Source organism: Fervidobacterium riparium (assembly GCF_025370035.1).
In the GTDB taxonomy this organism is placed as follows: Bacteria; Thermotogota; Thermotogae; order Thermotogales; family Fervidobacteriaceae; genus Fervidobacterium; species Fervidobacterium gondwanense.
Map to the genome: position 1 here is coordinate 1,826,616 of NZ_CP009277.1, position 24,989 is coordinate 1,851,604.

Sequence of the window (24,989 nt, forward strand, 5' to 3'; positions counted from 1 at the left end):
AATCAAGGGGTGAAGGATCCTGATAGAACTCCTCCATATAAACGAATATGTGTATCTAAAAAATGTTGACATATACTTTTCTGAAGGCTTAAACGTGATCACTGGCGAAACAGGAACTGGAAAGAGTTTGTTGCTCGATGTTATAGGGTCATTCTTAGACTACCAGAGCTTGCGGAGCGACACTTTTTCAGCAGACATGGTTTTGTACATTCCTGAAGATATAGAAGAATATGGGATTTCTAAGGGCCAGCATATTTTTACTGTCGAAAGAAAGAATAAGAGAATATTCTACAAAATCGATGGAAAACTTGTTGGAAAAGACGCTGTTCAGAGCATTGTTTCAAATGTTGTGACTATCCACAAGCAGAATTCTCATATGAAACTCTTGGACAAAGATTTCATATTGAGTATCCTCGACAATGTCGCGGAAAATTCTGAACTTCTCGACGAATACACCAATCTTTACAGAGAGTACCAGCAGTTAATAAGAATACTTTCGAAGTCCGATATCGACGTGGAATCTAAAAAGGCAGAAGAACTTAGAGAAAGAATCGAGGAAATAGAGAGAGCGAATCTAAGTGTTGAAGAAGAAAGTAGACTGGAAAGCGATTATAAAAGGGCGCTGAACATACAGCACCTGCTTCAAAATTACAACATCGCTTTCCAGCAACTCGAAGAAATAGAGTATTCCCTTAGAAAGATATATTCGCTGATAGAAGATGAACACCAAAGTTTGCTCGACAGCGCCGTAGAATCAATAGCGGAGCTAACCAATAAGATATCAAAAGAGTTGTCAAACCTCGAAGAAGTAAATCTTGATGATATTGAGACGAGGCTGTCTGTCTATAGAAAGTTGAGAAGAAAATATGGTCCAACGGTAGAAGATGTGCTGAGTAATCTCTCAAAGTGGAAAGCAGAACTTAAAGAAATTGAACGTACTATAGAGATTTTAAATAATGCGTCAGTCGAAAAATTGAGGATAGAAAAGAACCTCGAAGAGTTGGCTAATAAGATTAGTGAAAGAAGGAAGCAAGCCGCGAAACAGATTCTGAGTAAGACAGAGAAACATCTGAGAGAACTCAACATGAACGCGCGGATAGATTTCAGTTTCGAAAGTAAGGCACTTTCGAATGATGGCATAGACGATGTTGAACTCGTTGGGAGCACACTATCTACCGGGCAGTTATATCCTTTAAGAAAAATAGCTTCGGGCGGGGAACTTTCCAGGTTGATGCTTGCGATAGAACTTAGCCTTGTGAGTACTTATGTTTTGGTTTACGATGAGATAGATGCCGGGATTGGCGGACTTACGGCGGTTAAACTTGCCGATAAACTGAGTGAGCTCTCTAAGAATCACCAAGTGATAGTTGTTACTCATCTGCCTCAGATAGCACTGAAAGCTGATAAACATTTTGTACTCCAAAGAACTGGAGATATCGGTGCAGTTGTGGAACTGTCTGATTCCGAACGAGCGGAAGAGATAAGGCGCATGTTTGGAGGTAGTGAAATAATCGAAGCGATAGATGATCTTAGACGTGAATAAATAATAACCCCTGAGCTATTAAATCACTCAGGGGTTCTTTCTAACATGTCCTACTGTTGAGATTCTATCTCCTTCATTTTACTAATAACTACTGGGTACAGCTCCCCTATCAATTTTTCTATCTGTTCCGAGCTTTTCGTTCTCGGATCTCTCTCAAGTATATCGGCTATGAGTTTAACATCTTGGGTTTTAAATGCCTCAAGCGCCTGTTTAGCGAGCAGAATTCTTGGTTTCAGATACCAATTTACTACCCTTTCGGAAAGCTTTGTCTCTTCAAATTCCATGTTTTCACCGCACACGCTGGCGCAGATTTCAACGGCTATATCGTCATCTAAATCCTTGATCTTTCCTTTGTTCAAAACGTTAACAACAAACCTATCCTTTTTCTTATTTACAACGCTGTTAATGAACGGCACATGTTGCTCACCACTTAGCTTTTCTCCATCAAGAACTTGTTCTAAGTATTCATCTAATGGTGTTCCTGTTTTTAGGAATGATAACTTTTGACCGCTGAGGACCAATTTTACGAAAGTGTCTATCATATGGACAGCTCCGTTAAGCTGTTCAACATACCATTTCCAACCGATTTCCGAATCTGCGCCTCCCCATGGAGCACCATACCATTTAATTTTTGTTTGGAGGTCTCTGTGATATTTCCAAGTGGAGTTTCTAACAGTATCGCCTATTGGAAATAGACCGTAGAATCTATACATTTCCCATGCTACCGGTGAAAGTTGATCGTCAAAAGGATTAGAAGGCTTGAATTCTTCGTATCGAACTTTTTTCATATGTTCATCGATTTTTTGGTAAAGGTCCTTGCCTTTCTTGTCGACAAATTTAGTAAGCCAGATACCGTGGTTAACCCCACCAACCTGCCATTCGTACTCTTTTTCACCTATAGCGTTTGCAATCGTCTCTACTGCATGATGTCCATGACAAAAACCGACCATCTTGATACCAACCTCGTTGGAAACAAGTGTCGTACCTTCGAAAACAGGGTTAGCCGCTTGCAGATACCAAGCGTTTGGAGACAGCTTCTCAATAGTTCTTGCGATCTTTAGAAAGAGTGCAAACTGATTCCAATTTGTCAGATTCAAGTAATCGGAAACGAAGTTGAAGTTCTGGGCATCGATGCCTCGGTAATAGCCGTATTTTTCCCCTATAGAACGGACAAGTTCAAGATAGTTGTGACCTCCAGCCATTGCCGTGTTAATCACAAAGTCAGAACCTTCAACTGCTTCGCGAATAGTTTCGACAGTGCTAAAAGTTATACTCGCGCCGAAGAAATCTGTAAGTTCCTTAGCTAAGATCAAGACATTCTCTAATCTCTTCTTGTCTATGTCCATTAATACAACATGTGTGCCTGACAGCTCTCGGATTTTGCACAAATCAGAGATAATCCTTATTGAAAAAACAGCACTTCCTGCACCTATAATACCTATTTTCAAGTTCTTCATCCCTATCCCTCCTCGTATAATAAGTTCGGTAAAAATTAAAATTGGTCTTTGAAAATTGAATGCATATTTTTTAACACCTCTGGTAAAATAGTTTCAGGTTGCCCCTCCTTGAGACTTTGTTCTCTTAAATAAGATTGCCTAACTAGAGTACAGCTTTTTACTTGCCGGAAAATGTTTTGCCTCGTTTTCTTATGTACCGCGAGGTTGTAAGGCTGTACTCAATCCGGAGGTGATTCCTTTGGCTATTTTAGCTATTGATGTCTCAAAGAACTATCTTTCTTTCTTTTCTGATTTCATCGGTAGTGGGACTGTTGAGAACTCTCCTCAAGGCATTGTTGAACTTTTTAACAAAGCTTTTGCTTCTTCTTCCGATTTTTCTCTTGTCCTTGAATCAACTGGTGTTTTTTCTTTTAATGTCGCTAACTTCTTCTTTCAAAACAACGTACCTGTCTTTTGGGTTAAAACTGATAACATTAAGCTCTATCGCAAAATTCTCAATCGTCCTAAAACTGACAAAATCGATGCTGAACTTATTTTCTCTATCGCTTCTAAATTTCCTGAGTCTTTAGTCCCTTTTGTCAATAACTCATATATCATCTCTGAGCTTCGTAATCTCACCAGACTTTATTTAAAGTTCAACGAAGATATCGCTCGATTGAAACTTAGGCTCTATTCGTATGTTTCTCTTTATTTCCCTAAACTTGACTTTAAACTAAATAAGACTTTCGAATGCCTGCTTAAAGATTATACAATCGAAGAAATCGCAAACATGCCAATTGAAGAGTTATTTGAATATATTGCGAAAATTTCCAGACACAATGTCTCTTCACAAGTCTTAGCAGAAAAACTCCAAACTCTTGCTAAAGATGCCTTGAGGTTGTCTGTTAATCCTTCAAACACTCTGAGAATATCTATTGTTTCCACTATCGATTTGATACAGCACTATGAAAAACAAATCGAACTAGTAAAGAAAGAAATAAGTAAATTACTTAAAGTAATTCCGAACACACTAACAACAGTCAAAGGGATAGGAGAAATAACTGCAGCTGGAATTATAGCCGAAATAGGAGACATCAATCGTTTCGAAAAAGCCTCAGCGTTAGCATCATACGCAGGGCTTGTATGGACAATCAATCAAAGTGGAAATTACAAATCAGAAAACAACCAACTAACGAAAAAAGGGAACAAGTATCTAAGAACATACCTAGTAATGGCAGCGAACGGAGTAAAGACATACGATCCTGTATACAAAGAATATTATCGCAAAAAGTACGCAGAAGCAACAACACACAAACACATGAGAGCGCTAATATTAACTGCAAGGAAATTAGTAAATTTAGTGTATTATTTACTAAAGAACAACGTACCGTATGTACCGATGAAATAGGTAAAAAGAACGAAATCAAGTATGTGAAGAATGAAAGTGAAATATTAAGTTATTGAAAGTCAAAGTGTTGACTAGGTTTTTTATTTTTCTATTTTTTCTCCTCTTGACTTATTACCGGAAATCTTTTGTTGTGGTGATATTCAATTATGTTGAAATTTTTGACTAACTATATTGTATAATAAAAAAGGAAAAATGGAAAAAAAGAGGTGTCTATTTTTATGAACGGAGACAAGATAGTTATAATAACAGATGATGAGAGTAATGTAGAAGAACTCTTTCAAATACTGGAATTTGTCGGGTATAATGTCACACTTATCAATTCTATATCGGACTTTTCGGAACAAAACAATGTTCAAGCTGTTCTTATATTCAACAAGTTCTCCAAGATTACACAAGAATACGTGCGCTGGTTTAAAACACGCAGCGAGTACAAAGATATACCTATAATAGTTATTCTTAATCAGAAAGACTATGTGACGCTTCTTGAGTTGTACCAAGTAGGTATTTCAGATTACATTGAATTGCCAATAATAGATGTTGAGGCTATTTCAAAGATCGCACTGCACACTGAACTAAAAAAGAATAGGGAACGGATTGAAAATTTGTACAAAGAACTCAAAGAAAGCCTGGAACTGTCTACGCAGCTCCAAAGATTAATGTTACCCAACACATTTGGCTTAAAAAATAATGTTTGGTTCACATCGCGTTATATCCCCTCTCAAATTGTAGGAGGAGATATGTTCGATTATTTTGAAGTTGGAGAAGCTGTTTATGCATATGTAGCGGACATATCGGGCCACGGAATTCAATCTGCGCTTCTGTGCTCAGCAGTCAAATCGCTTTTTAGGGCAGCTGCTCAAAAGAACGGAAGAATACATGAAATAGTCAATGAGATGGCGGAGAATCTTAAGAATGTTTTGGGACGTAATTATTTGACAGGTCTTTTTATGAAGATTGAGCAAGATAAAGTCGAATATTTGAATTGTGGCCACCCATCCTTGATAGCATATGACGGAAGCCACTTTTCATTTCTTGATATGAAATCGATATTTCCCATAGGTTTATTTGATTATGCTTATTCTCAGGAAGATTGTGGTACATTTGTGATTGATGAGAATATAACATACATGGAATATTCCGACGGATTGTATTCTATATTTGAACGTTATTACCCGAATTCTTCCGCTATGGAGTTACTGGCAAAATTCCTCAACCAAGAAATTTCTGGAATTTCTCCGGAAGCGCTGCCTTATTATGTAGCATCGGTGATGTTGAGAAAGTATCGCGATTTTCCGGACGATTATTCTGTCCTATGCTTTGGAAGAAGTAAAAGCTCGTGTTATGCGGACAACACTTTTAGGAAGCTAGAATGTGTTTTTCAGAGCGGTGCAATATATACGCTTTTAGAAGAACTAATAAAAAATGCGCGCTCTGACGAGTACGCACTTATGGTTAATGAACACGAAAAATACTATTCTATAATTTCGAGAAATATCGAAACAGGCTGGATACTTAGAAAGATACCGATGAGCATTACTCTAACTTTCAACGATGTGGACGTTATAAAATTGTTCAAATAAACTTTTCTATGTTTTCTATAATCCGTTTTATAGCTTTCCTTCCCAAGCGAAGGTCCATCGATGCAACAGGTTTTGTTTCCTTTTCGCTAACCTGCTCAGGTAGAAATGGTATATGAATGAAAAGGACGTGTTTCGGGTTTTGGTTAACTCTTGAACTATGCAAGGAATAGTAATAAACCTCATTGCAGATATACTGACCAGCTGTATACGACAGCTGTGTAGGGATTTTATTTTTCTTAAGCAAAGAGACAATCTCTTTAACTTTTAAATCGGTCATATAAGCATCCGCACCGTTCTCAATTATTCGGCAGTCAGATTTTATGACATTCTCGTTGTCTGGATGGTTCGAATCCAATATATTTACCGCTAATCTTTCAATTGTAATAGCAGTGTTTCCACCAGCTTGGCCTACGTGCAGAGCAATGTCAAATTCCTCTCTTGAGTAGTAATCTTGTAACACGGCAATGCTTTTTTCATAGCTTACCGGAAGAATTGCGCAGGTTAAAATAATTCCTTCGAATTTAGTTCTTGATAGTTCCTTTACAATTTTTCCACTCGGGTTTATTTTCTCTCCTCCAAATGGCTCAAAACCCGTGAGCAAAATCCTGAGCATGAAAAAACCTCCCCATTAAAAATCTTTGAAACATTATAAATTTTGAGTCTTTAGTTGTCAAGCAAAGCATTAGGCTTATGGTGACTATCTGTAGACTGAAAAGACGCTGTGTGTTAAAATAACATTGTAGTGAATAAATTAACAATCTTATTGTACACTTTTTTGAGGCCTGAAGGGGTGATCACATGTTAAGAGTCATTAACATCAGCAAATCTTTTAAAACGAAAAGAAGGGGGATAATCGAGGCAGTCAAAAACGTCTCTTTCGAATGCCACGAAGGCGAGATATTTGGATTGCTTGGACCTAATGGGGCTGGTAAGACGACCACCTTGCGTATAATATCAACGTTGATGAAACAGGATAGCGGGGAAGTCTTCGTGAAAGGCATTAATACTTTGAAAGAACCAGAAAGAGTACGAGGAATTGTGGGCTTCTTAACGAGTGAAATGAAAGTTGCCGGTAATCTCACAGGCAGAGAGCTTTTAACGTTTTTTGGACAGTTGAACAAGATGCCTGAGGAGGAAATAAAGTATAGAATTAATATACTCTCAGAGATGTTGGCTTTAGAAGATTTCATAGATAGACCTCCCAACAAGCTTTCGAGTGGAATGAAGCAAAAACTTTCAATTGCTATTAGTCTAATACACGACCCGCAAGTAATAATATTTGATGAGCCTACCAATGGTTTAGACGTATTTGCCGCAAAGGTGGTCACAGACTTTTTGAAAGAAATGAAAAACAAGGGAAAAACCATAATCATATCAACACACATTATGTCCGTTGCGGAGAAGCTGTGCGATAAAGTGGGACTAATTTTTAACGGGCAACTCGTGGAAAATGGAAGCACAGATGAGATTCTGAAGAAAAATGAGAGTGAAGATTTGGAGGAAGTCTTTTTCAAATACGCTAACTCATTAGGGGTGACGAGAAATGTTTAAAGACTCGCTTATCATAATGAAAAAAGAATTGAAGAACTTCTTTAAGGACAGGAGAAGTGCTCTCACGCAGTTTTTACTGCCATTTGTATTTTACGCGTTAATATTTGGCATCATTGGATACGTTTCAAAAATTGAACGAGAACGTACAGAAAAAGCCTCATATGTTGTTATTGTTGAAACTTCGACAAGGGAAGAAATTAAAGATGCGCTAAGTGCGGTAGAGAGCATAGGTAATGTCGAATTCAGATTTGGAAAAATCAATGAAAAATATATATTCGAAAATGACGAAGCTATAGGGTTAATAGCTAATTATGATCAAGGTATTTACAAGTTCACAGTGCTTTACAATCCAAAGAGGCAAAAGAGCTCCTACATCGCCAGTCAAGTTAGAAACGCACTATATAGTTTTAATCAGAAATTAGTAAATGAAGAGCTTTTGAATAAAGGGATCGATATTACAAAATTGAATTTTGTCAATTTAGAAGAAAAGCACGTCGGACTGAGCGCCGAAGATAAGGCTGAAGAAGGGAAAGAGAAAGCCGAAATTATCATGATGATGTCAGGATTAATACCGTACTTTCTTGTTATTTTCCTGTTTTCAGGTGCTATGGGACTTGGATTTGATATAACAGCTGGCGAAAAAGAGAGAGGGTCTCTTTCGATATTGTTAGTGAATCAAGTTTCTCGCACATCGATAGCCTTGGGAAAAGTGATGTACCTGATGATCGTTTCCGGTTTGTCGGCTATATTCAATTTGATAGGTCTGATCATTGGAATCAACGTGCAGGTAGCGTTTTTAAGTAGCGAAGGAGTTAACACATTCACATCTGCGCTTGCTGAAATTGGTCTGAGTGGTTACCTATACATGCTGTTTGCTATATTATCTTTGGCGCTGCTATCTTCTGCGATAATTGTCTTAATTGGAAGCTTTGCGAGAAGTCAGAAAGAAGCAGGCACTTTTGTTTCGCCTATTTACATAATTGTCCTCTTGGTTGGAATATCGACGATGAACTCTGAAGGTAGCAAGGGAGTGATAAACTACCTTTATCCCATACTTAACGTTATATATACTATAAAAGATATATTCTTGGAAACATTTAAAATACAGAACTTTGTAGTTATGATAATAACAAATACAGTCTTGTTATTCGTTTTGATATACGCTATAACGAAGATATTTAATTCCGAGAAAGTGTTGGAAGTTTCGGTGGAGTAACGAAACACAGGGAGGGTGTATTTATGAAAGTAAAAGTATGGAAACCGACGGAGGAAGAGGTATTGAAGGTCAAAAAGTGGCCCACATGGGAAAAAGAAGAAAGCGTTTTTGATTGGTACTACGATGAACCGGAGCAATTTTACGTGATTGAAGGCGAAGTTGAAGTCACATTGGATGACGGTACAAGAGTATCTTTCGGAGCGGGGGACATGGTGCGATTTGATTCGGGCGTATCTTGTACTTGGAACGTGAAAAAGTATATACGCAAACACTACAACTTTGGATGAATCAATGGTGATATTATGGAGAAGAAGTACGCCAAAGCTGTTGCATACATATATTTAACAATAACCCTATTAGCCTTTTCAAGCATAGAAGTCATCTCAAAACCGCTTATGGGTAAAGTTGATCCATTTTTTATGACATCTTTTAGATTTCTGATAGGCGGACTCTTCATGATGTTATTTGTGAAGAAAGATATAGAGTACAAAGATTTGTTTCCTCTGACGATGATTGGTGCTCTAAACAGTATCATTTCAATGACTTCACTACAACTTGCTGTAAAATATTCAAATGCCTCAACTGCCGCAACGCTTGTGGCAAGCAATCCGATCTTTGTTTCATTTTTCGCAGTCATCTTGCTCAACGAGAAATACAATTGGAAGAAATACTTAGGAATAGTTTTGGGATTCGTTGGAATTGTGATATTCAGCGCAGGAAAGATAAGTGGCGATTCCTGGATTGGCATATTTTATGGAATCTTAGCTGCATTAACTTTCGGACTCTACACTGTTCTAATGAGACGATACACAAAAAAGTACGGACCTTTGACAGTGACGGCGTACTCGTCACTATGCTCGAGCCTGATTTATATATTAATCCTCGTAGTGCTTAGAAAATTCACAATCCCGACAGCAATAAATTTTAGCGGATGGAGTATAATAGTTTATCTTGGATTGATAGTCACTGGTGTGGCTTATGTGACATACTTTAAAGCCATGGAAGTTGTTGGGGCTACACAGGCAAGTAGAATATTTTTCCTAAAACCTGTTGTTGCAACGCTATTTGCTGTTCTTTCACTTGGGGAGACTATAAGCATTGTAAAGATAATAGGAATTGCAACTGTTTTATTCTCATTAACTTTGTGAAAAATATCTTGAATTATGAAAAAAGAAGGTAAAGGCAAAAAAATAGCATAAATCACCTAAAAGCAATTATTTACTTCAGATTTGAGCATGTGAAATTTCTTTTTTGTATGTTATAATAATCACGAAGTGTGAAGGAGGGATGTGTGTGGCCGTATGTGAACACCACAAGGAACTTTACGAGGAGCTTGATGCTTATATTGAAGAGGTGAAGGACAGACCTGGTATACTTATAGGAGTCTTACATAAGGCTCAAGAACTCTTTGGTTGGTTACCGCAAGAGGTTCAGGAACATATCGCTGAAAAGCTCAACCTCCCAGTTTCAGAAGTTTATGGAGTAGTTACGTTCTACAACTTCTTTGCGACTAAGCCAAAGGGAAAGAATCAAATTAAAGTGTGTCTCGGTACCGCTTGTTATGTCAAAGGCGGAGACAGGGTTATGGAAAGATTTTTGGAAGAACTCGGTGTAAAAGCTGAGGAAGTAACCGAGGATGGGCTTTTCTCTGTACATGCAGTAAGATGCCTTGGAGCATGCAGTATGGCTCCTGTTGTTCTTGTTGGCGAAAAGGATTTCTATGGTAAAGTAACGCCAGATATGGTTAGCAAAATCATAGCTGCTTACAGGAGGGGTGGGTCGCAATGAGTAAAGTAAAAAGCTTAGAGGAATTAATGAAGATTAAAGAGCAGGCTCTGCAAAACATAAAGATGAGAGAAGCAGGAAAAAGAGGAAAAATAGTCGTCGCAATGGGTACATGTGGAATCGCAGCTGGTGCAAAGGATACTCTCAAAGCGATCGTTGAATACATGAACGAGCTTAAGATTGATGACATAGCAGTTGTTCAGTCTGGCTGTATGGGACTTTGTGAAGTTGAACCAACGATAGAAGTCTCTCTCGAAGGTCAAGAACCAATAGTTTATGGTAACGTAACACCAGAGAATGCAAGAAGAATCGTTCAGTCGCATATTCTTGAAGGAAAAGTTGTCTCAGATTTGGTTGTAAAAAGAGGAGAAGTTTAATAAGATGAGCAAGTTTACTGTGCATGTCTGTACTGTAGGATGCTGTAGGGATAATGGGGGACTTGAAATATTCAGAGCGTTTTCTGAAGAAATTGAAAGACTAAATTTGCAAGAGCAATTTACCGTCAAAGAAGCTGAATGTAATGGAATCTGCAAATACAAACCTACAGTTGTGATTGAAACAGAAACAGGTGAGAAATTCTTTTATGGAAATATGGATCCGGAAGTTGCGAAAGATTTAGTGAAGTATCACATTCAAAACGATATCGATAGCGAGAAAGTAATTGCCTCACACTTAGTTAAAAAAGAGTGATTCTCGAATCTTTTCATTGACGCGATGAGTTTATTAATTCAAGGAGGCGAATAGCGTGGCATTGAAGACTAATACAATCCTTATCTGCGCTGGTGGTGGCTGTATATCAGCAGGTGAAGAGAGTGTAAAACAAGCGCTTGAAAGGAAATTAAAGGAATACGGACTCGATACAGTTGTTTCCGTTGTTGAGACCGGTTGTATGGGTGCGTGTAGCCTTGGACCGCTCGCAATAGTTTACCCAGATGGCGTTTACTATCAGAAGTTAACCCCAAAGGCAGCCGAGAAGATAGTTGAAGAACATATACTAAAGGGTCGTATCGTTCCAGAGTTCTTGTTTGAAGGACAGAAAGAAAAGCTCACAATTAAAGAGAAGGAAAAAGAAGAAGAAATACCATTCTTTGCAAAACAAGTCAAGATAGCTCTTAGAAACGTCGGTGTCGTTGATCCATTGAGCATCGAAGAATACATCGCAAGAGATGGTTACTTTGCGCTTCACAAAGCTCTTACAAAAATGACGCCCGAAGAAGTAATCAAAGAAATAAAGGATAGTGGTTTGAGAGGTAGAGGCGGTGCTGGATTCCCAACTGGCTTGAAATGGGAACTTGCAAGACAACAAAAATCAGACATCAAATACATGATCTGTAACGCTGACGAAGGTGACCCAGGAGCGTTCATGGACAGGTCCATTCTCGAGGGTGACCCACACTCGATAGTTGAAGCGATGACGATTGCAGGTTATGCTATCGGTTCACAACGCGGATTCGTATATGTTCGTGCTGAGTATCCTCTCGCGATCGAAAGGTTGCAAAAGGCAATTGAAACAGCTCACGAATACGGTTTCTTAGGTGAGAACATACTTGGTACTGATTTCTCGTTTGACATTGAAATCAGAATCGGTGCTGGTGCGTTTGTTTGTGGTGAGGAAACAGCATTGATGCACTCTATCGAAGGTAAGAGAGGACAGCCAAGAGTTAAACCACCATTCCCAGTCCAAAAGGGTCTCTGGGCTAAGCCAAGTGTGATAAACAATGTTGAAACGTTAGCCCTTGTTGCACCAATCGTTCTAAGAGGCGCATTATGGTTCAAGCAGTACGGTACGGAGAAATCGCCAGGAACGAAAGTTTTCGCTCTCGCAGGAAAGATAAAGAATACAGGTCTTGTTGAAGTCCCGATGGGTATTACTTTACGCGAACTTCTGTACGATATCGGCGGAGGACATCCACAGGGTAAGCAAATTAAAGCCGTCCAGACAGGAGGTCCGAGTGGAGGAGTTATTCCTGCCGAATACTTCGATACACCAGTTGATTACGAATCGCTCGGTAAACTCGGAGCGATTATGGGTTCTGGTGGTATGATAGTTCTCGATGAAGATGACTGTATGGTTGATGTTGCAAAGTTCTTCCTTGAATTCACGGTAGATGAATCTTGTGGTAAGTGTACACCTTGCCGTGAAGGTACAAAAGTAATGTACGACTTACTCGATAAGATAACCAAAGGCGAAGGAACGATGAAGGATATCGAAAAACTCGAAAACTTGGCACAAGTCATCAAAGATTCTTCGCTCTGTGGACTTGGTCAGACAGCTCCGAACCCTGTTCTCTCGACACTAAAATATTATAGGCACGAATACGAAGCACACGTGAAAGATGGAACTTGTCCAGCAAAGAAATGTAAGGCACTGATCAGCTATGTAATATCTGCAGATAAATGTGTAGGCTGTACAGCGTGTGCGAGAGTATGTCCGACGAATGCAATACACGGAGAAGTAAGAAAAGTGCACGAGATTGACCAAGAAGCATGTGTAAGATGCGGAAGCTGTATAGAAGTATGTAGATTTGGAGCGATTAGCAAGGTAACACCAGCTTTAGTCGGAAGTGTAAAGTAATTTGAATAGAGGTGAGCCCCCTTAATAAGGGTAGCTCACCTTTGTTTTTATCATTTTATCAAGCTTAATGTTTTGATAATCTTTTTTCGGGGAGGGAAGGTGTGTGGATCGCTCAACGTTGAAGGCATTATTAGAGGAATTAAAGCATGAGCAGCTTGAAGAGCAAGATGTCCTGATTTACTTACTTCACAAAGTTCAAGACCATTATCAAAGTCATTACATACCACCTGAAGTAGGAGATATGATAGCCGAAGAGCTTAACATTCCGCCATCAAAAGTGTACGAAGTTCTCACTTTTTACACGATGTTCTCTACTAAGCCCAGAGGAAAGTACATCATAAGGGTTTGCACAAGTTTGCCCTGTCATGTTCCGGGCGGGAGAGAGATTGTTGAATTTTTGAAAAACAAACTCGGTGTTGAATTTGGTGAGACGACAAAAGATGGGTTGTTCACACTTGAAGAAACCGGATGCCTTGGTCTTTGCGGTGTCTCACCGGTCATCATGATAAACGACGAATATTATGGGGATTTGACTGTAGAAAAAGTCGAAGAGATATTGAACAACCTAAAAGGTGGTGAGGCAAGATGACACCAATCACCGTTCTTGTCTCTGTGGACAGCAATAGCATACTCTTAGGTGCGAAGGAATTTTCGAATTATCTCAGGACACTTATCGGGGAATTCGGTTTAGATTCAATTGTCACCGTACTTGAAAGTGTTGCCGTAGGTTCTTACAATGGTGTTGTTTTCCACGTACTTCCAGATAATGTATACTACGTTGTTAAGACCAAGGAAGATGTGAAGAAGATAGTTGAAGAACACTTGCTCAAAGGAAGGCAAGTTTGGGATTTGACAGTTAGCAAATCAGAATTAAAAGAGGCAGAAAAGTTCAGCATAAAAGAAGTTAGAATAGTCACCAGAAACATCGGACTCATAGATCCGAGGAACATAGATGAGTATATAGCACGTGATGGTTATTTCGCACTCAGCAAAGCGCTCCAGATGAAGCCAGAAGAAGTTATAAATGAAGTGAAGAAGAGCGGGTTGCGAGGAAGAGGTGGTGCTGGTTTCCCAACAGGTTTGAAATGGGAATTCACAGCCAAAGCGAATGCTGAACAAAAGTATATAGTCTGTAATGCAGACGAGGGAGAACCAGGAACGTTCAAAGATAGATTGATAATGGAGGGAGACCCGCACACCGTTATAGAGGCAATGATCATCGCGGGCTATGCAGTCGGAGCTACGAAGGGATACATATACATCCGAGGCGAATATTACAACTCTGTGGAGAATTTAAAGAAGGCAATAAAAGATGCGTATGAATACGGATTCCTCGGTGAAAATATCCTCGGCAGTGGTTTCGACTTCGACTTAACAGTAAGACTTGGAGCAGGTGCTTATGTATGTGGTGAGGAAACAGCGCTCCTTGAATCGATAGAGGGCAAGTCTGGAAGACCCAGGTTAAAACCGCCTTATCCACCTCAAAGCGGTCTATTCGGAAAACCAACAGTAATTAATAACGTTGAAACTCTGGCAAACGTTCCGCAGATTATCTTGAATGGCGCAGAGTGGTTTAAGAATATTGGCACACCAAATTCGCCTGGTACAAAGGTCTTCTGCCTTGCAGGAGATATAAATAAGCGGGGTATGGTTGAATTACCCATGGGTGTTACTGTAAGACAGGTGCTCTACGGATTTGGTGGAGGTATAAAGGGCGACAAAGGGCTCAAGATGATCCAAACAGGTGGTTTAGCCGGAACGTTTATCGGTCCTGATAAACTTGACGCACCACTCGATTACGATTCAATGAAAAACTACGGTGTTAGCCTTGGTTCTGGTGTTATCTTAGCGATAGACGATACTCACTGTGCTGTTGACATTGCGCTCAACGTTATGGAATTCTTCAGGCACGAATCATGCGGTAAGTGTACGCCATGTAGAGAAGGTACAAGAATCGCATGTGACATACTTGAAAAAATGACGAAATTCCAAGCTACGGAAGAGGATTTAAAATATCTCGAACAGATAGCGTATGTAACAGCAGATGCATCGTTCTGCGGCTTAGGTCAGAGCATTAACGTCCCACTACTATCTCTTATAAACAATTTCAAAAATGAATTCGAAGCCCACGTGAAAGACAAAACGTGTTCCGCTGGTTTGTGCAAAGAAGTAAAACCAAAGAAGGCTACTGTTAAATAGTCTTCTTTATGAAATAGGAAAATGCCCCCTATAAATAATGAAGGGGGCATTTTTTAACAGCATAACTCAACTGCGGAACGATTTTAGCTTGATCAGAAGACTGTAAAGCTTCTTAAAAGATTCATCAGCTTCTTTATCTAATATCTCCTTCAAATACAAAGGCTCTTGTTTCAGTGCAAGTATCCTTTCCTCAATACCTATCAAGTCTTTAGCAAACGGCTTTCTACTTTTCGTATACTTTCTGAAAAACCTTTCTGCTTTTGAATTCTCGAGCGAGATAAAAGGTATTCCAAAATACGCTCCTACAAGTGCAGGATGGAAGCGTTCAGTGATTATGAATTTAGAAGCGAGTATATTGCGGAGCACGCCTTCTGTGTCGTTTGGTTGGTCAAATAAGTGTGCGCCGAGATCTTTGCTTACAAGTAAAGATGTTCTTAGATCGCCTTCTTGTGTGGGACACACAATTATGTTTTGAAAGTATTCTTTCAAGATAATGTATTTTTCAATATTTTCAGCCTTTCTTGGAATGAGAATCAGGTCAAATTTCTTCTCTGGAAATTCTGTTACTGTCTTTAAAAACCTAACAGCAGGATCGCATGAAAGAACAGTATTTGAGTTCAACCGTTTCGCATAGTTAAACGAAACGATATCCCTTGTGAAAAGGTAAACTCTTTTGTTCCTAAGTATGCTTCTCAATATATGTCTGTTGTATGATTTTCTTACAGGTCCAAGGCTGTTACCAAATAGGATAACAGGCTTCTTAAAGATTAAAGCTATATTGATTGTTGCAGCATAATACAGAAAACTCTTCGAACTCGTAATGTCCTGAAGCAATCCCCCGCCACCGTAAACGAGTGCATCAGAATCGAAAATAGAACCTATGAGCTCGAATATATTAAATCTTGAAATTGTATCTTTACTAACGCTTTTTGAAAGTGCGATGGTATAGTCAATCTTATACTTTTTGAAAAAATCCTCCATTGAAAGCCTCATCAATTCATCACCGAAGTTTCCATAACCGTAGTAGCCAGATAGCAGAACTTTCAAGGAAAAATCAACTCCTTTAAAGAATATTGATTTGAGAGACGAAAAAATAAATAGTATAGACCCATATGGGGGGTGACGATTTAATCTATGGTTAAGAAAGTTACCGAGAACGTTTATGTCATTGAGCACGAAGAAGCTGCCAATAACGTTATAATCATAGGTAAAAAAGGTGTTGTGTTAGTTGACACTTCGCTTTTCCCTGAGAAAGCCAAGAGCATTGCGAAATTTGTCAGGGAATTTACAATGAAAAATATATCTCTTGTGTTTAACACCCATTACCATCCAGACCACACCTTTGGAAACGTTGTTTTTGACGTTCCTATAGTAGCACACTCACTTACAAGAGAAAAAATGGAGATGTTTGATCACTCTTACTTCGAAACTCTTGGAATAGAGTATTTTGAACCAAAACTTCCGGATGTGCTATTTGATGATGTTTTTGAGCACGAGGACGGGCTAAAAATACTCTTCATTCACGGACCAGGGCATACTCCTGATTCTTCATACGTGTACATTCCAAGCGAGTCAGTGCTGATAACTGGCGACACCGTTATCAACAAGATACATCCGGAAATAGTTTCAGACAGCAACTTAGTAACTTGGCTTAAAACGTTAGAGAAACTACCAAAAGCTAAATATGTTATCCCTGGTCATGGTGACATTGGAGATGCTGATTCTATTAAAAGCATGTCCGATTACATTGTGAAAGTTAGAAAACTTATTACCGGTGAGCTTAATCCCCACGATATAGAAAACGATCCGAACTTTGCTAATCGGGAGCATACAGAAATGCTCGAGTGGAGTATAAAAAATCTAATTAGTTGACATAATCTCAGCTAAAACGTAAAGAAGCAAAAAGATTATTAATTCAGAATTTTCTGGAATTCTTTTAAGTATTCTTCCTGTTTTCTGAACATTTCCTCAGCATTTGTTGAATCGTATTCATGATCATATCCTGCCATGTGAAGTATTGAATGGACGAATACTGTAATTAATTCTTTTTCAAAAGTATTGCCAAATTCTTCGGCGTTCCTTTTCACAACGTCGATGCATATGTATCCTTCTGCATATGGTCCTTCTACACTTTCTATCTCCGCTTCGTCAATGCTTTCAAATTCGTCTTCAGATTCTGATGCTGCATAAACGAAAGTCAAAACATCAGTTGGTCCTTTTTTATGTCTGTACTCCTCGTTCATTGTTGTCATGATTTCTGAGTCTATGAAGACAAAATTGATTCTAACTTCCCCGATTTCTGCTTCTATAATTGAACACAGCTTGGATTTTATCAAATTCAAGAAAGGCTCCAAATCCTTAGGATAATCAAAAAAATCAAGTACTGCACCCATAATAGCACCGCCTTCTGGTATAATTAATAATCAACTTATCGTTTCTATATCCTCATTAATCACGGGGTATTCGATTCTATGTTTAAGCATGTTTTCGTAGATCTGCACGAAAGTATCAGTTATGATTTTTAAATCGCTTGTAGTTAGCTCAGTATCTGTCAATTCACCTTCTTGTATTAATTCCACTATTGTCTTTTCAACTATCTGTCTAAATGCATCCACACTCGATTCTTTCAGGCTTTTCGAAGTAGCTTCCACTACGTCAGCTATCATCAGTATCCCCATTTCCTTGCTTTTTGGTTTCGGACCAGCGTACGTGTATTGCGCTGGGTCGACTGAAGCGCTTTCATTAACAGCCTTTGCGTAAAAGTATTTCATTACACGTGTTCCGTGGTGCTGTGGTATAGCCAATTCGATCTGAATAGGTAGACGATGTTTACGAGCAATTTCTATCCCATCTGTAATGTGTTTCATTATTATACTTTTACTTACTTCCGGCTTCAATGTGTTGTGTGGATTGTTCTCTAGTGATTTCAAGTTCTCCACAAAGTATTCAGGATTCCGTATCTTCCCGATATCGTGATACATAGCGCATGTTCTAACAAGAATTGCGTTGGCGCCGATATTTTCAGCTGCGTGCTCTGCGAATTCCGCAACTCTCATGCTGTGCTGGTAAGTTCCAGGCGCGTGTAAAGAAAGTGATTTTAATAGTGGATGATTAAGTGTGGCGATTTCCAGAAGACCTATGTTCGAATAAACGCGTGTTGCAACTTCGATATAGGGTAACAAACCAAGCACTGCAAAAGCTGAGAATAGTGGGTTGAGAAACAAGATTAAATAGTCTTGCAGAGAGAAATAGAAATGCCTTACAGGTTCTTGGAAGAGAATCATGATTAAGCTAACTATACCTGCTACAAACCCCGCTTTCACTACCTGAATTCTATTTTTAATATTCTTAAGCATGAAATTCGCTATGAAGACTTGCGGGAAAAAGTGAAGGAACATGAAGAAATCGTGATGATGAAACGCTGTAGAAAGGGATAGTATAAGACCAGCACTTGCACCAAATTCGTAATCGATTAACAGCGTAATCAACATTGGTGCGATCAATACAGGGATATAACTTATCCCGTACGACTTATAGACGAAAGTATTGAGTGTTGCACCACCCAATAGCGTCATGTAGAAGAGGAGCCTGTAACGCACGTCGAGGTTTATAACGTTTGAATTGCGTATGAAATGCTCGATAATCCCGTACCAAATGATGAGAATAAGTATGAACTCATTAGCAAGATCAAGCAAGCTGAGATCGTATATGTTATTTGCAACGCTAATAAGCAGCGCAATTACCACGCCATCGTACATGAAAGATTCACTTAATAGGACTTCTGTTTTGTGTAATTTTTGCTCCTTCATGTCCTTGGCTCTCTCGGAGACACGCGACTTTAGTCGTGTGAGGAGAGAGCCGCTTTCCTCCTTCCAAACATCACCGTTTTTGATTTCTCCAAAAGTTTTAGTTTGTTGTATCTCCCACTATCGTGTATTCTTTCCCCTGAAAGACTTCTTATTACAAAATATCCACTACTTCTTGTTCCAGCTATGATTCCTATCTTCCCTTCGTATTCTATTTTGTCAAACCTTCTGAAACCGTATGATTGTTTGATTGTATTAACCGGTCTTATACCACCTTTGATTGGATTGACTTTATGCAATGACCTATTTTGTCTTCTGAAAAACTTACCAAAATACCATTCTTTCGCTCTCTTCTGAACTGTCCCTCCCGCTATGACATATGCATCATTTCGGTGCGTCTTTTCCAATCCAAACTCACTTCTCTTTGCTTTGGTGATACTACCGTATGTAACTCTGACATCCTCGTACAGGTTCTTTAGCTCATTAACTATATGCCTGCCTATCGTCGATACGTGACTCGCATCTTTGAGAATCCTTACCTTCTCTATCTTGCTCTTTGGTATCTTTAACCTGCCCTCATGTATTGCTTTGTGCTCTTGTGCTGTTAAGACTATTAGGTTTGACGGATTGTCTGTTCCTCCTTTACTTCTTGGAATTATGTGATGTACTTCCAATATACCTTTCTTTCCTGATAGCTCTGATTTATATCCAGCCCGCCATAGACAATATTCTCTCACATCCCAATAACCTTTCTGGACACCATTTTGGTATTCTTCACCTTGGATATCTGGATTTAATATCTTTTGGGTATCAAATGGTGCAACTTCTACAACAACTTTTGCTATCGGCAGTATTTTGCTGAGCATGTTGACTATCCTAATATGTGCATTTACCTTCCACCTTAGACTTGGTGCAAGCCATCCTTCTGGTTTGCGCCTGTTTAGAAATCTGGACTTTCTGTACCTCGTCTTGCGATACCTTCTTAACTGTCTGTATTCTCTTCTTTCGCACAATAAGTCTTTGATGTCAGTTCTGAGTTCTATCTCCGATGAAAATACTTCTTTCTTATCTGTTATGGCTGAGACACCGACTGTTTTTGAACCAATGTCGATGCCAACTGTTACTGGCTGTACATATGTGGTTGTATCATACAAAAGCTGAATTGTAAAAGGCTCTCTTTTGACAACTTTCGCAAGTCCTTGTTTTAGAAGTCTTCTTACTTTTCCATGCCTTTCAGTTGGCACGAGAGGTTTCCCCTGTTTAGAAATAACATACACCATATGGTGTAAGCCTCCTTGCGGAGTTAGGAGCTCATCGCCAATGTTAGATGGGCTTGTCATGTCTGCCACACTGTCCCGACCACTCAGAACTGTTTAACGATAGGCGACAGAGCATGGAACTTGAGCAGCATTCCATGGTGTCATGACCCATCTAACGTAGCCAAGAAGCCTATTGGCTTTGGTTGAGGCTAGTCAACGAAGGCTTCAAGCCCGCCACTTCAGTGGTGGGGCGTTGACCGATTTCTCCCACCTAAAATGCGCAACTTTATCTTCTTGCTCTATCTGATCTTTCAGACTTTTCTTCTCTTTCAAATTCGTCATACGCCCGAATAATTTTCTTTACCAGCGGATGTCTTACTACGTCTGCGTCAGTAAGGTACACGAATTCAATACCATCTATTCCCTTGAGAATCTCTTGTGCTACAACGAGTCCGGATCTCTCTTCAATATCTATCTGAGTGATATCACCTGTGACAATTACCTTGGAACCGAATCCCATACGTGTTAAAAACATCTTCATCTGTTCGTACGTTGTGTTCTGCGCTTCGTCGAGTATTATAAATGCGTTGTTCAATGTTCTTCCACGCATGTAGGCTAACGGAGCAATTTCGATTATGTTCTTCTCCCGCAAAGATATGAATTTCTCAATACCGAGCATATCGATAAGAGCATCGTAAAGCGGTCTAAGGTAAGGATCTACCTTTTCAGTCAAGTCACCTGGCAGAAAGCCTAACCTCTCGCCAGCTTCCACTGCTGGTCTGGTAAGAACTATCCGCTGTACTTTGCCCGATTTGAGATAATCGACAGCAACAGCCGAAGCCAAATAAGTCTTTCCAGTCCCAGCAGGTCCTATTGCAAATACGACGTCGTTCTTTTCTATAGCGTCGAGGTACTTCTTTTGTCCTTCCGTCTTAGCCTTGACCTTGCCAACTGACTTTTTGTAAACTTCTCTTGGGTTCTCTATCTTCTCGTTCTCTTCAACGATATATTCGAACTCTGTCCAATCCAAAAGATGCCCATCTCTTGTTATATTTATCACTTCTTTTAGTATCTTTTCAACTATATCAAGTGACTTCTCATCCTCGCCCTTCACTCTGATTTCGTTGTCGACTACTGATATTTCCACATTGTACCTTCTTCTCAGATAACGCGCCTTGTTGTCGTATTGTCCAAGTACTTCGATCATCGCAACATCCTGAGGTACCACAATTCTCCTAATGTTCACAACTTCACCTCTCTGAATGTTTACGTTTAGAATTTGTAATTTACTCCCTTAACGAGTATAATTATATCAGAAAAGAGCGAATTTCGTTTAAAATCCATATTAACAATTTTTCCTTACTGTATCATAATAGTTCAGAATAGATTTAAACAGATAATAATCAAAGGAGGAGGTTTAGAAATGGCGATCATAAGTGCATCGATTTTAGCCGCAGATTTGGCACACTTGAAGGACGAAGTTGAAAGAGTTAAGGACCACATCGACGAAATACATCTCGATGTTATGGACGGTCACTTTGTTCCGAATTTGACGTTTGGTTACCCAATGATTGAGGGACTAAGGAAATTCACAAACATGCCAATTGATGCTCATCTTATGGTCACTAACCCAGATTTTCACATAAAGCTTTTTATAGAGAAAGGCGCGACGAGAGTCACTATTCACCAAGAGACTTGCTATCATTTGCACCGAAGTGTCGAGTTCATAAAGTCGCTCGGTGCTGAGGCTTTTGTTGCAATCAATCCTGCAACACCACTAAGCACGCTTGAAGAAATTCTTCCGTACGTCGACGGTATACTCATCATGACTGTAAACCCAGGCTTTTCTGGTCAAAAATTCATACCGAGTATGTGGAGAAAAATAAAAAAGCTTTCGGAAATTAGGAAAGACAATGATTACAAATTAAAGATAGCGGTTGATGGCGGTGTTGGAAACGAAAACGCCCTTGAGTTAGTCAAAAGTGGTGTAGACATCTTAGTGATGGGGTATGGTGTTTTCAGAAACCCGAATCTTCCAGAATTAAGAAAACTTTTGTCTAAAAACGAATAGTTTGGGAGTGATACCTGTATAGTCTGCGTAGCATCTGTCTATTCATTTGAAGGTTCAGTTATAAAGTTTGACGAGTTGTTTAAATGGTGCACTGATAATAATATTGATACAGTGGTGCTCTCGGATACGACACTGTGTGGTGTTGTAAAATTTCTTCACGGAGCAAAGAAACACAACTTAAACGGAATCGTTGGACTTCGAATTGGGGAAAAGACGTATATTGCAAAGAATACAGATGAACTGTACAGATTATTCAGGCTATACAGTAATGGCCAACTAGGCTCTATCGGAACTGAGTTTGATTATATAGAATCGTCACCTGCTTATTTTTTGCCAGGTCAACGTGATTATTTCTTGGCTCTTACAGATTACCTTGGAAAAACACCAAATTTTGTAGAAGAGCTCAAGGATATAAATTACACAAAGCTTGGTTTTGTCCGGTATGAGCTCGTGAGCAATCAAAGACTTTACAGGAGCAAAAATGATTTGCTCTTGGAAATTTTAGCCGAAGAAAAAGAACATCCAGAACGTCTCAAGAAAGAAATAGAAGTTATTAAAAAATTCAGTTTTGAAAATTACTTTCATACTGTGAAGAAAATTGTCGATGTTGCGAGTAAAAATGACATAGAGATTGGTCCGGGAAGGGGAAGCGTTGTAGGAAGCTTGTTGGCATACAGATTGGGAATCACGAAGATCAATCCCGTTGAATTTGGATTGCTCTTTGAGAGATTTCTCAATGAAGGCAGAAGAGATTATCCGGATATCGACATAGACGTTGAAGATCAACAAAGAGGAAGACTTTTAGAGCTTCTTAGAAAAGAATTCGGATATGTGTACAACATAAGCGCTTTTTCAAATATACCAGAAAAACATCTCAAAGAGTTTGGAAAGCTGAGCCAATATCTATCTGATATCCCAGTGCAAAGAACAACACACGCAGCCGGAGTTATAATATCTACTCAAGAAATAAACGCACCTCGCGTTCCAAAAACTAACACATTAGAATGGGATATGAAAGATTTAGAAAGCCTTGGGTATATTAAGTTCGATATCTTAGGTCTCAAGACGCTAAGTGTATTGAAAGAACTCATGAAAGAAGTATTTCCGCAATACTCATCTAATGAGATGTATAAGAGTGTTAAGAACCTGGAAATGACGGACGAAGGAAAAAAGGTCTTCAAGTACATATTTACAGGGTTCAGCGACAATGTCTTTCAACTCGATAGCTATATAGGCAAAGGTGTCCTGCGCGACATCAAACCGAGTACACTGAACGAGCTTGCACTTACTATATCGCTGAACAGGCCAGGACCGCTCAAAGCCGGCATAGTACGAGAAATAAAGCAGATGAAAAGCAAGAACAAATCGAAATACGATATCGACATATTATCTGAGACGTTTGGAATACCAATATACCAAGAGCAGGTTATGAAAATCGCTATGGACTTGGTTGGGCTAACGAGTAGCCAGGCGGACGAGCTGAGAAAGGCTATAGCGAAGAAGGATATATCTGGCATAAAAGAAACGTACAAGCTCTTAGAAAAGCGTTTAGGTGAAGAGTACGGAAACGACGGTACAGAAATCGCACGAACGATACTTGCACTTGGCGAATATGCATTCAATAAATCGCACGCTGTTGCGTATGCCCATATTACTTTCTTAATGGCTTATTTCAAAACCAACTTTCCGAAACTTTTCTACGATGTGTATTTAAAATACGATACCTCTGTTCTTCAAACTGCTGTTTACAATTTACAATCGTTAGGTTACACCGTTTTACCACCATCTGTACCTATTGTTCCTGATAGTAAAGCAAACAGCGAGAAGAAAGAAAATATTTATACTCTGCCACTTTATATTGTTCCTGGAATATCTTATGAAAAATCACTCCAAATATTAAACTATCAATTTAAGAATTTCGAAGATTTTGTCGAAAGCTCCGGACTATCGCTCTCAACCATTGAAGCTCTCTTAAAGATAGGAAGTTTTGATAATATCTTTGATAGCAGAAGGAAGGCTATTCAAAAGCTCAGAACTTTGAGAGATGGAATAAACCCAGAAGTAAAGAAGATTGGTAGTAAGTTATTTGGAAAAGTCATCCCAAAAGATGAGACAAAAACAGAGGCGGAATGGGAAAGAACGCAGATGGAGTATGAAGTAATTGGAGTCAGCCTAACACCACCGACAACAGTTAAGAACCTACTCGCGCCGTATTCTTTGGCGTATTCTCTTGACCTCAACTTTGGTATACACATAGGCGTGAAAGCGGGATTTGGGACTGACGGGAAAAGTGTCTTCAAATCCAATATGCCAGATGGCGAGTATACATTAATCTATCCATATACATATGAGATTGGCAAGAAAAAAGTTGACTACATATTGGAAGAAGAACCGCTGAAAAGCGAGGTTTCAAAATCGCAGAACAAAGAGAACTATGAGAGAATACTCTTCAGTGGAAAATCTATACCGAACGCAAGACCGATAAAAAATTACTTTACTACAAAGTTCAGGGAAGAATAGCATTGCTAAACATATGCACGGTTGAGGAAGCACAGTTTTT

Annotated in this window: 23 protein-coding genes; 16 read left to right on the top strand and 7 right to left on the bottom strand. The window is 39.2% G+C overall.

Features of this window, described 5'->3' with window-relative positions:
* Positions 1–37: 37 nt before the first annotated feature.
* Positions 38–1,543, top strand: coding sequence for an AAA family ATPase (locus IB67_RS08820; protein ID WP_498875513.1), 1,506 nt, complete (start codon positions 38–40; stop codon positions 1,541–1,543).
* 50 nt (positions 1,544–1,593) lie between these two features.
* Here the strand turns inward: IB67_RS08820 and aglA are convergent, their stop codons facing one another.
* Complete coding sequence (gene aglA / locus IB67_RS08825) at positions 1,594–3,000, bottom strand: alpha-glucosidase AglA (RefSeq protein WP_434223413.1); 1,407 nt, start codon at positions 2,998–3,000, stop codon at positions 1,594–1,596.
* 238 nt (positions 3,001–3,238) lie between these two features.
* On the opposite strand from aglA, the gene IB67_RS08830 reads away from it, so the two are divergent.
* Positions 3,239–4,387 (top strand): IS110 family RNA-guided transposase, encoded by a 1,149-nt coding sequence (locus IB67_RS08830; RefSeq protein WP_164542215.1) that lies wholly within the window; start codon positions 3,239–3,241, stop codon positions 4,385–4,387.
* Positions 4,388–4,605: 218 nt separating this feature from the next.
* Positions 4,606–5,967 (top strand): SpoIIE family protein phosphatase, encoded by a 1,362-nt coding sequence (locus tag IB67_RS08835; RefSeq protein ID WP_434223412.1) that lies wholly within the window; start codon positions 4,606–4,608, stop codon positions 5,965–5,967.
* On the opposite strand, the gene IB67_RS08840 is transcribed toward IB67_RS08835, so the two are convergent.
* Positions 5,960–6,580: a pyroglutamyl-peptidase I gene (locus IB67_RS08840; RefSeq protein ID WP_434223411.1), complete on the bottom strand. Its 621-nt coding sequence runs from the start codon at positions 6,578–6,580 to the stop codon at positions 5,960–5,962. The two genes, IB67_RS08835 and IB67_RS08840, sit on opposite strands and share 8 nt — an antisense overlap.
* Positions 6,581–6,765: 185 nt before the next feature.
* On the opposite strand from IB67_RS08840, the gene IB67_RS08845 reads away from it, so the two are divergent.
* The 10 genes from IB67_RS08845 (at position 6,766) to nuoF (IB67_RS08890) (ending at position 15,293) form a co-directional block, all read left to right on the top strand.
* Positions 6,766–7,518, top strand: a complete 753-nt coding sequence (locus tag IB67_RS08845) for an ABC transporter ATP-binding protein (protein ID WP_434223410.1) — start codon at positions 6,766–6,768, stop codon at positions 7,516–7,518.
* Complete coding sequence (locus IB67_RS08850; protein ID WP_072758846.1) at positions 7,511–8,734, top strand: ABC transporter permease; 1,224 nt, start codon at positions 7,511–7,513, stop codon at positions 8,732–8,734. The genes IB67_RS08845 and IB67_RS08850 overlap by 8 nt, the downstream gene beginning before the upstream one ends.
* 23 nt (positions 8,735–8,757) lie before the next feature.
* Positions 8,758–9,021: a cupin domain-containing protein gene (locus tag IB67_RS08855; RefSeq protein WP_339746774.1), complete on the top strand. Its 264-nt coding sequence runs from the start codon at positions 8,758–8,760 to the stop codon at positions 9,019–9,021.
* A 15-nt stretch (positions 9,022–9,036) separates the two neighbouring features.
* Complete coding sequence (locus IB67_RS08860; RefSeq protein ID WP_072758831.1) at positions 9,037–9,882, top strand: DMT family transporter; 846 nt, start codon at positions 9,037–9,039, stop codon at positions 9,880–9,882.
* A 139-nt stretch (positions 9,883–10,021) separates the two neighbouring features.
* Positions 10,022–10,522 carry an NADH-quinone oxidoreductase subunit NuoE family protein gene (locus tag IB67_RS08865; protein WP_072758829.1) on the top strand — a complete coding sequence of 167 codons (501 nt, stop codon included), beginning with the start codon at positions 10,022–10,024 and terminating at the stop codon, positions 10,520–10,522.
* On the top strand, positions 10,519–10,896 hold the full coding sequence (locus IB67_RS08870) for a (2Fe-2S) ferredoxin domain-containing protein (protein ID WP_072758827.1): 378 nt from the start codon (positions 10,519–10,521) through the stop codon (positions 10,894–10,896). Before IB67_RS08865 ends, IB67_RS08870 begins: the two co-directional genes overlap by 4 nt.
* Before the next feature lie 4 nt (positions 10,897–10,900).
* Positions 10,901–11,209: a (2Fe-2S) ferredoxin domain-containing protein gene (locus tag IB67_RS08875; RefSeq protein WP_072758825.1), complete on the top strand. Its 309-nt coding sequence runs from the start codon at positions 10,901–10,903 to the stop codon at positions 11,207–11,209.
* A 55-nt stretch (positions 11,210–11,264) separates the two neighbouring features.
* A complete protein-coding gene (gene nuoF, locus IB67_RS08880) occupies positions 11,265–13,094 on the top strand; it encodes an NADH-quinone oxidoreductase subunit NuoF (protein ID WP_072758823.1) in 1,830 nt (609 codons plus the stop codon).
* 103 nt (positions 13,095–13,197) lie between these two features.
* A complete protein-coding gene (gene nuoE / locus IB67_RS08885) occupies positions 13,198–13,683 on the top strand; it encodes an NADH-quinone oxidoreductase subunit NuoE (RefSeq protein WP_072758821.1) in 486 nt (161 codons plus the stop codon).
* Positions 13,680–15,293, top strand: a complete 1,614-nt coding sequence (gene nuoF / locus IB67_RS08890; RefSeq protein WP_072758819.1) for an NADH-quinone oxidoreductase subunit NuoF — start codon at positions 13,680–13,682, stop codon at positions 15,291–15,293. Before nuoE ends, nuoF (IB67_RS08890) begins: the two co-directional genes overlap by 4 nt.
* A gap of 66 nt (positions 15,294–15,359) precedes the next feature.
* Here the strand turns inward: nuoF (IB67_RS08890) and IB67_RS08895 are convergent, their stop codons facing one another.
* The gene (locus IB67_RS08895) at positions 15,360–16,340 is read right to left on the bottom strand and encodes a polysaccharide pyruvyl transferase family protein (RefSeq protein ID WP_072758817.1); all 981 of its coding nucleotides are present in this window, start codon (positions 16,338–16,340) and stop codon (positions 15,360–15,362) included.
* An 87-nt stretch (positions 16,341–16,427) separates the two neighbouring features.
* On the opposite strand from IB67_RS08895, the gene IB67_RS08900 reads away from it, so the two are divergent.
* Positions 16,428–17,165, top strand: coding sequence for an MBL fold metallo-hydrolase (locus IB67_RS08900; RefSeq protein ID WP_498875275.1), 738 nt, complete (start codon positions 16,428–16,430; stop codon positions 17,163–17,165).
* 38 nt (positions 17,166–17,203) lie between these two features.
* Here the strand turns inward: IB67_RS08900 and ybeY are convergent, their stop codons facing one another.
* From ybeY to IB67_RS08920, 4 genes are all read right to left on the bottom strand, one after another.
* On the bottom strand, positions 17,204–17,686 hold the full coding sequence (gene ybeY, locus IB67_RS08905) for an rRNA maturation RNase YbeY (protein WP_498875276.1): 483 nt from the start codon (positions 17,684–17,686) through the stop codon (positions 17,204–17,206).
* Positions 17,687–17,716: 30 nt separating this feature from the next.
* Entirely contained in the window at positions 17,717–19,102 is a 1,386-nt protein-coding gene (locus tag IB67_RS08910) for an HDIG domain-containing metalloprotein (protein ID WP_339746787.1), read from the bottom strand.
* Between the two features lie 29 nt (positions 19,103–19,131).
* On the bottom strand, positions 19,132–20,439 hold the full coding sequence (iscB, locus tag IB67_RS08915) for an RNA-guided endonuclease IscB (protein ID WP_498875514.1): 1,308 nt from the start codon (positions 20,437–20,439) through the stop codon (positions 19,132–19,134).
* A gap of 205 nt (positions 20,440–20,644) precedes the next feature.
* Complete coding sequence (locus IB67_RS08920; protein WP_072759169.1) at positions 20,645–21,565, bottom strand: PhoH family protein; 921 nt, start codon at positions 21,563–21,565, stop codon at positions 20,645–20,647.
* Positions 21,566–21,781: 216 nt separating this feature from the next.
* Here IB67_RS08920 and rpe point away from each other — a divergent pair, with 216 nt between their 5' ends.
* Together rpe and IB67_RS08930 are read left to right on the top strand one after the other, a co-directional pair.
* Positions 21,782–22,429 carry a ribulose-phosphate 3-epimerase gene (gene rpe, locus IB67_RS08925; protein ID WP_072758810.1) on the top strand — a complete coding sequence of 216 codons (648 nt, stop codon included), beginning with the start codon at positions 21,782–21,784 and terminating at the stop codon, positions 22,427–22,429.
* Positions 22,430–22,504: 75 nt separating this feature from the next.
* Complete coding sequence (locus IB67_RS08930) at positions 22,505–24,949, top strand: DNA polymerase III subunit alpha (protein ID WP_245789521.1); 2,445 nt, start codon at positions 22,505–22,507, stop codon at positions 24,947–24,949.
* The last annotated feature ends 40 nt before the right edge of the window (positions 24,950–24,989 follow it).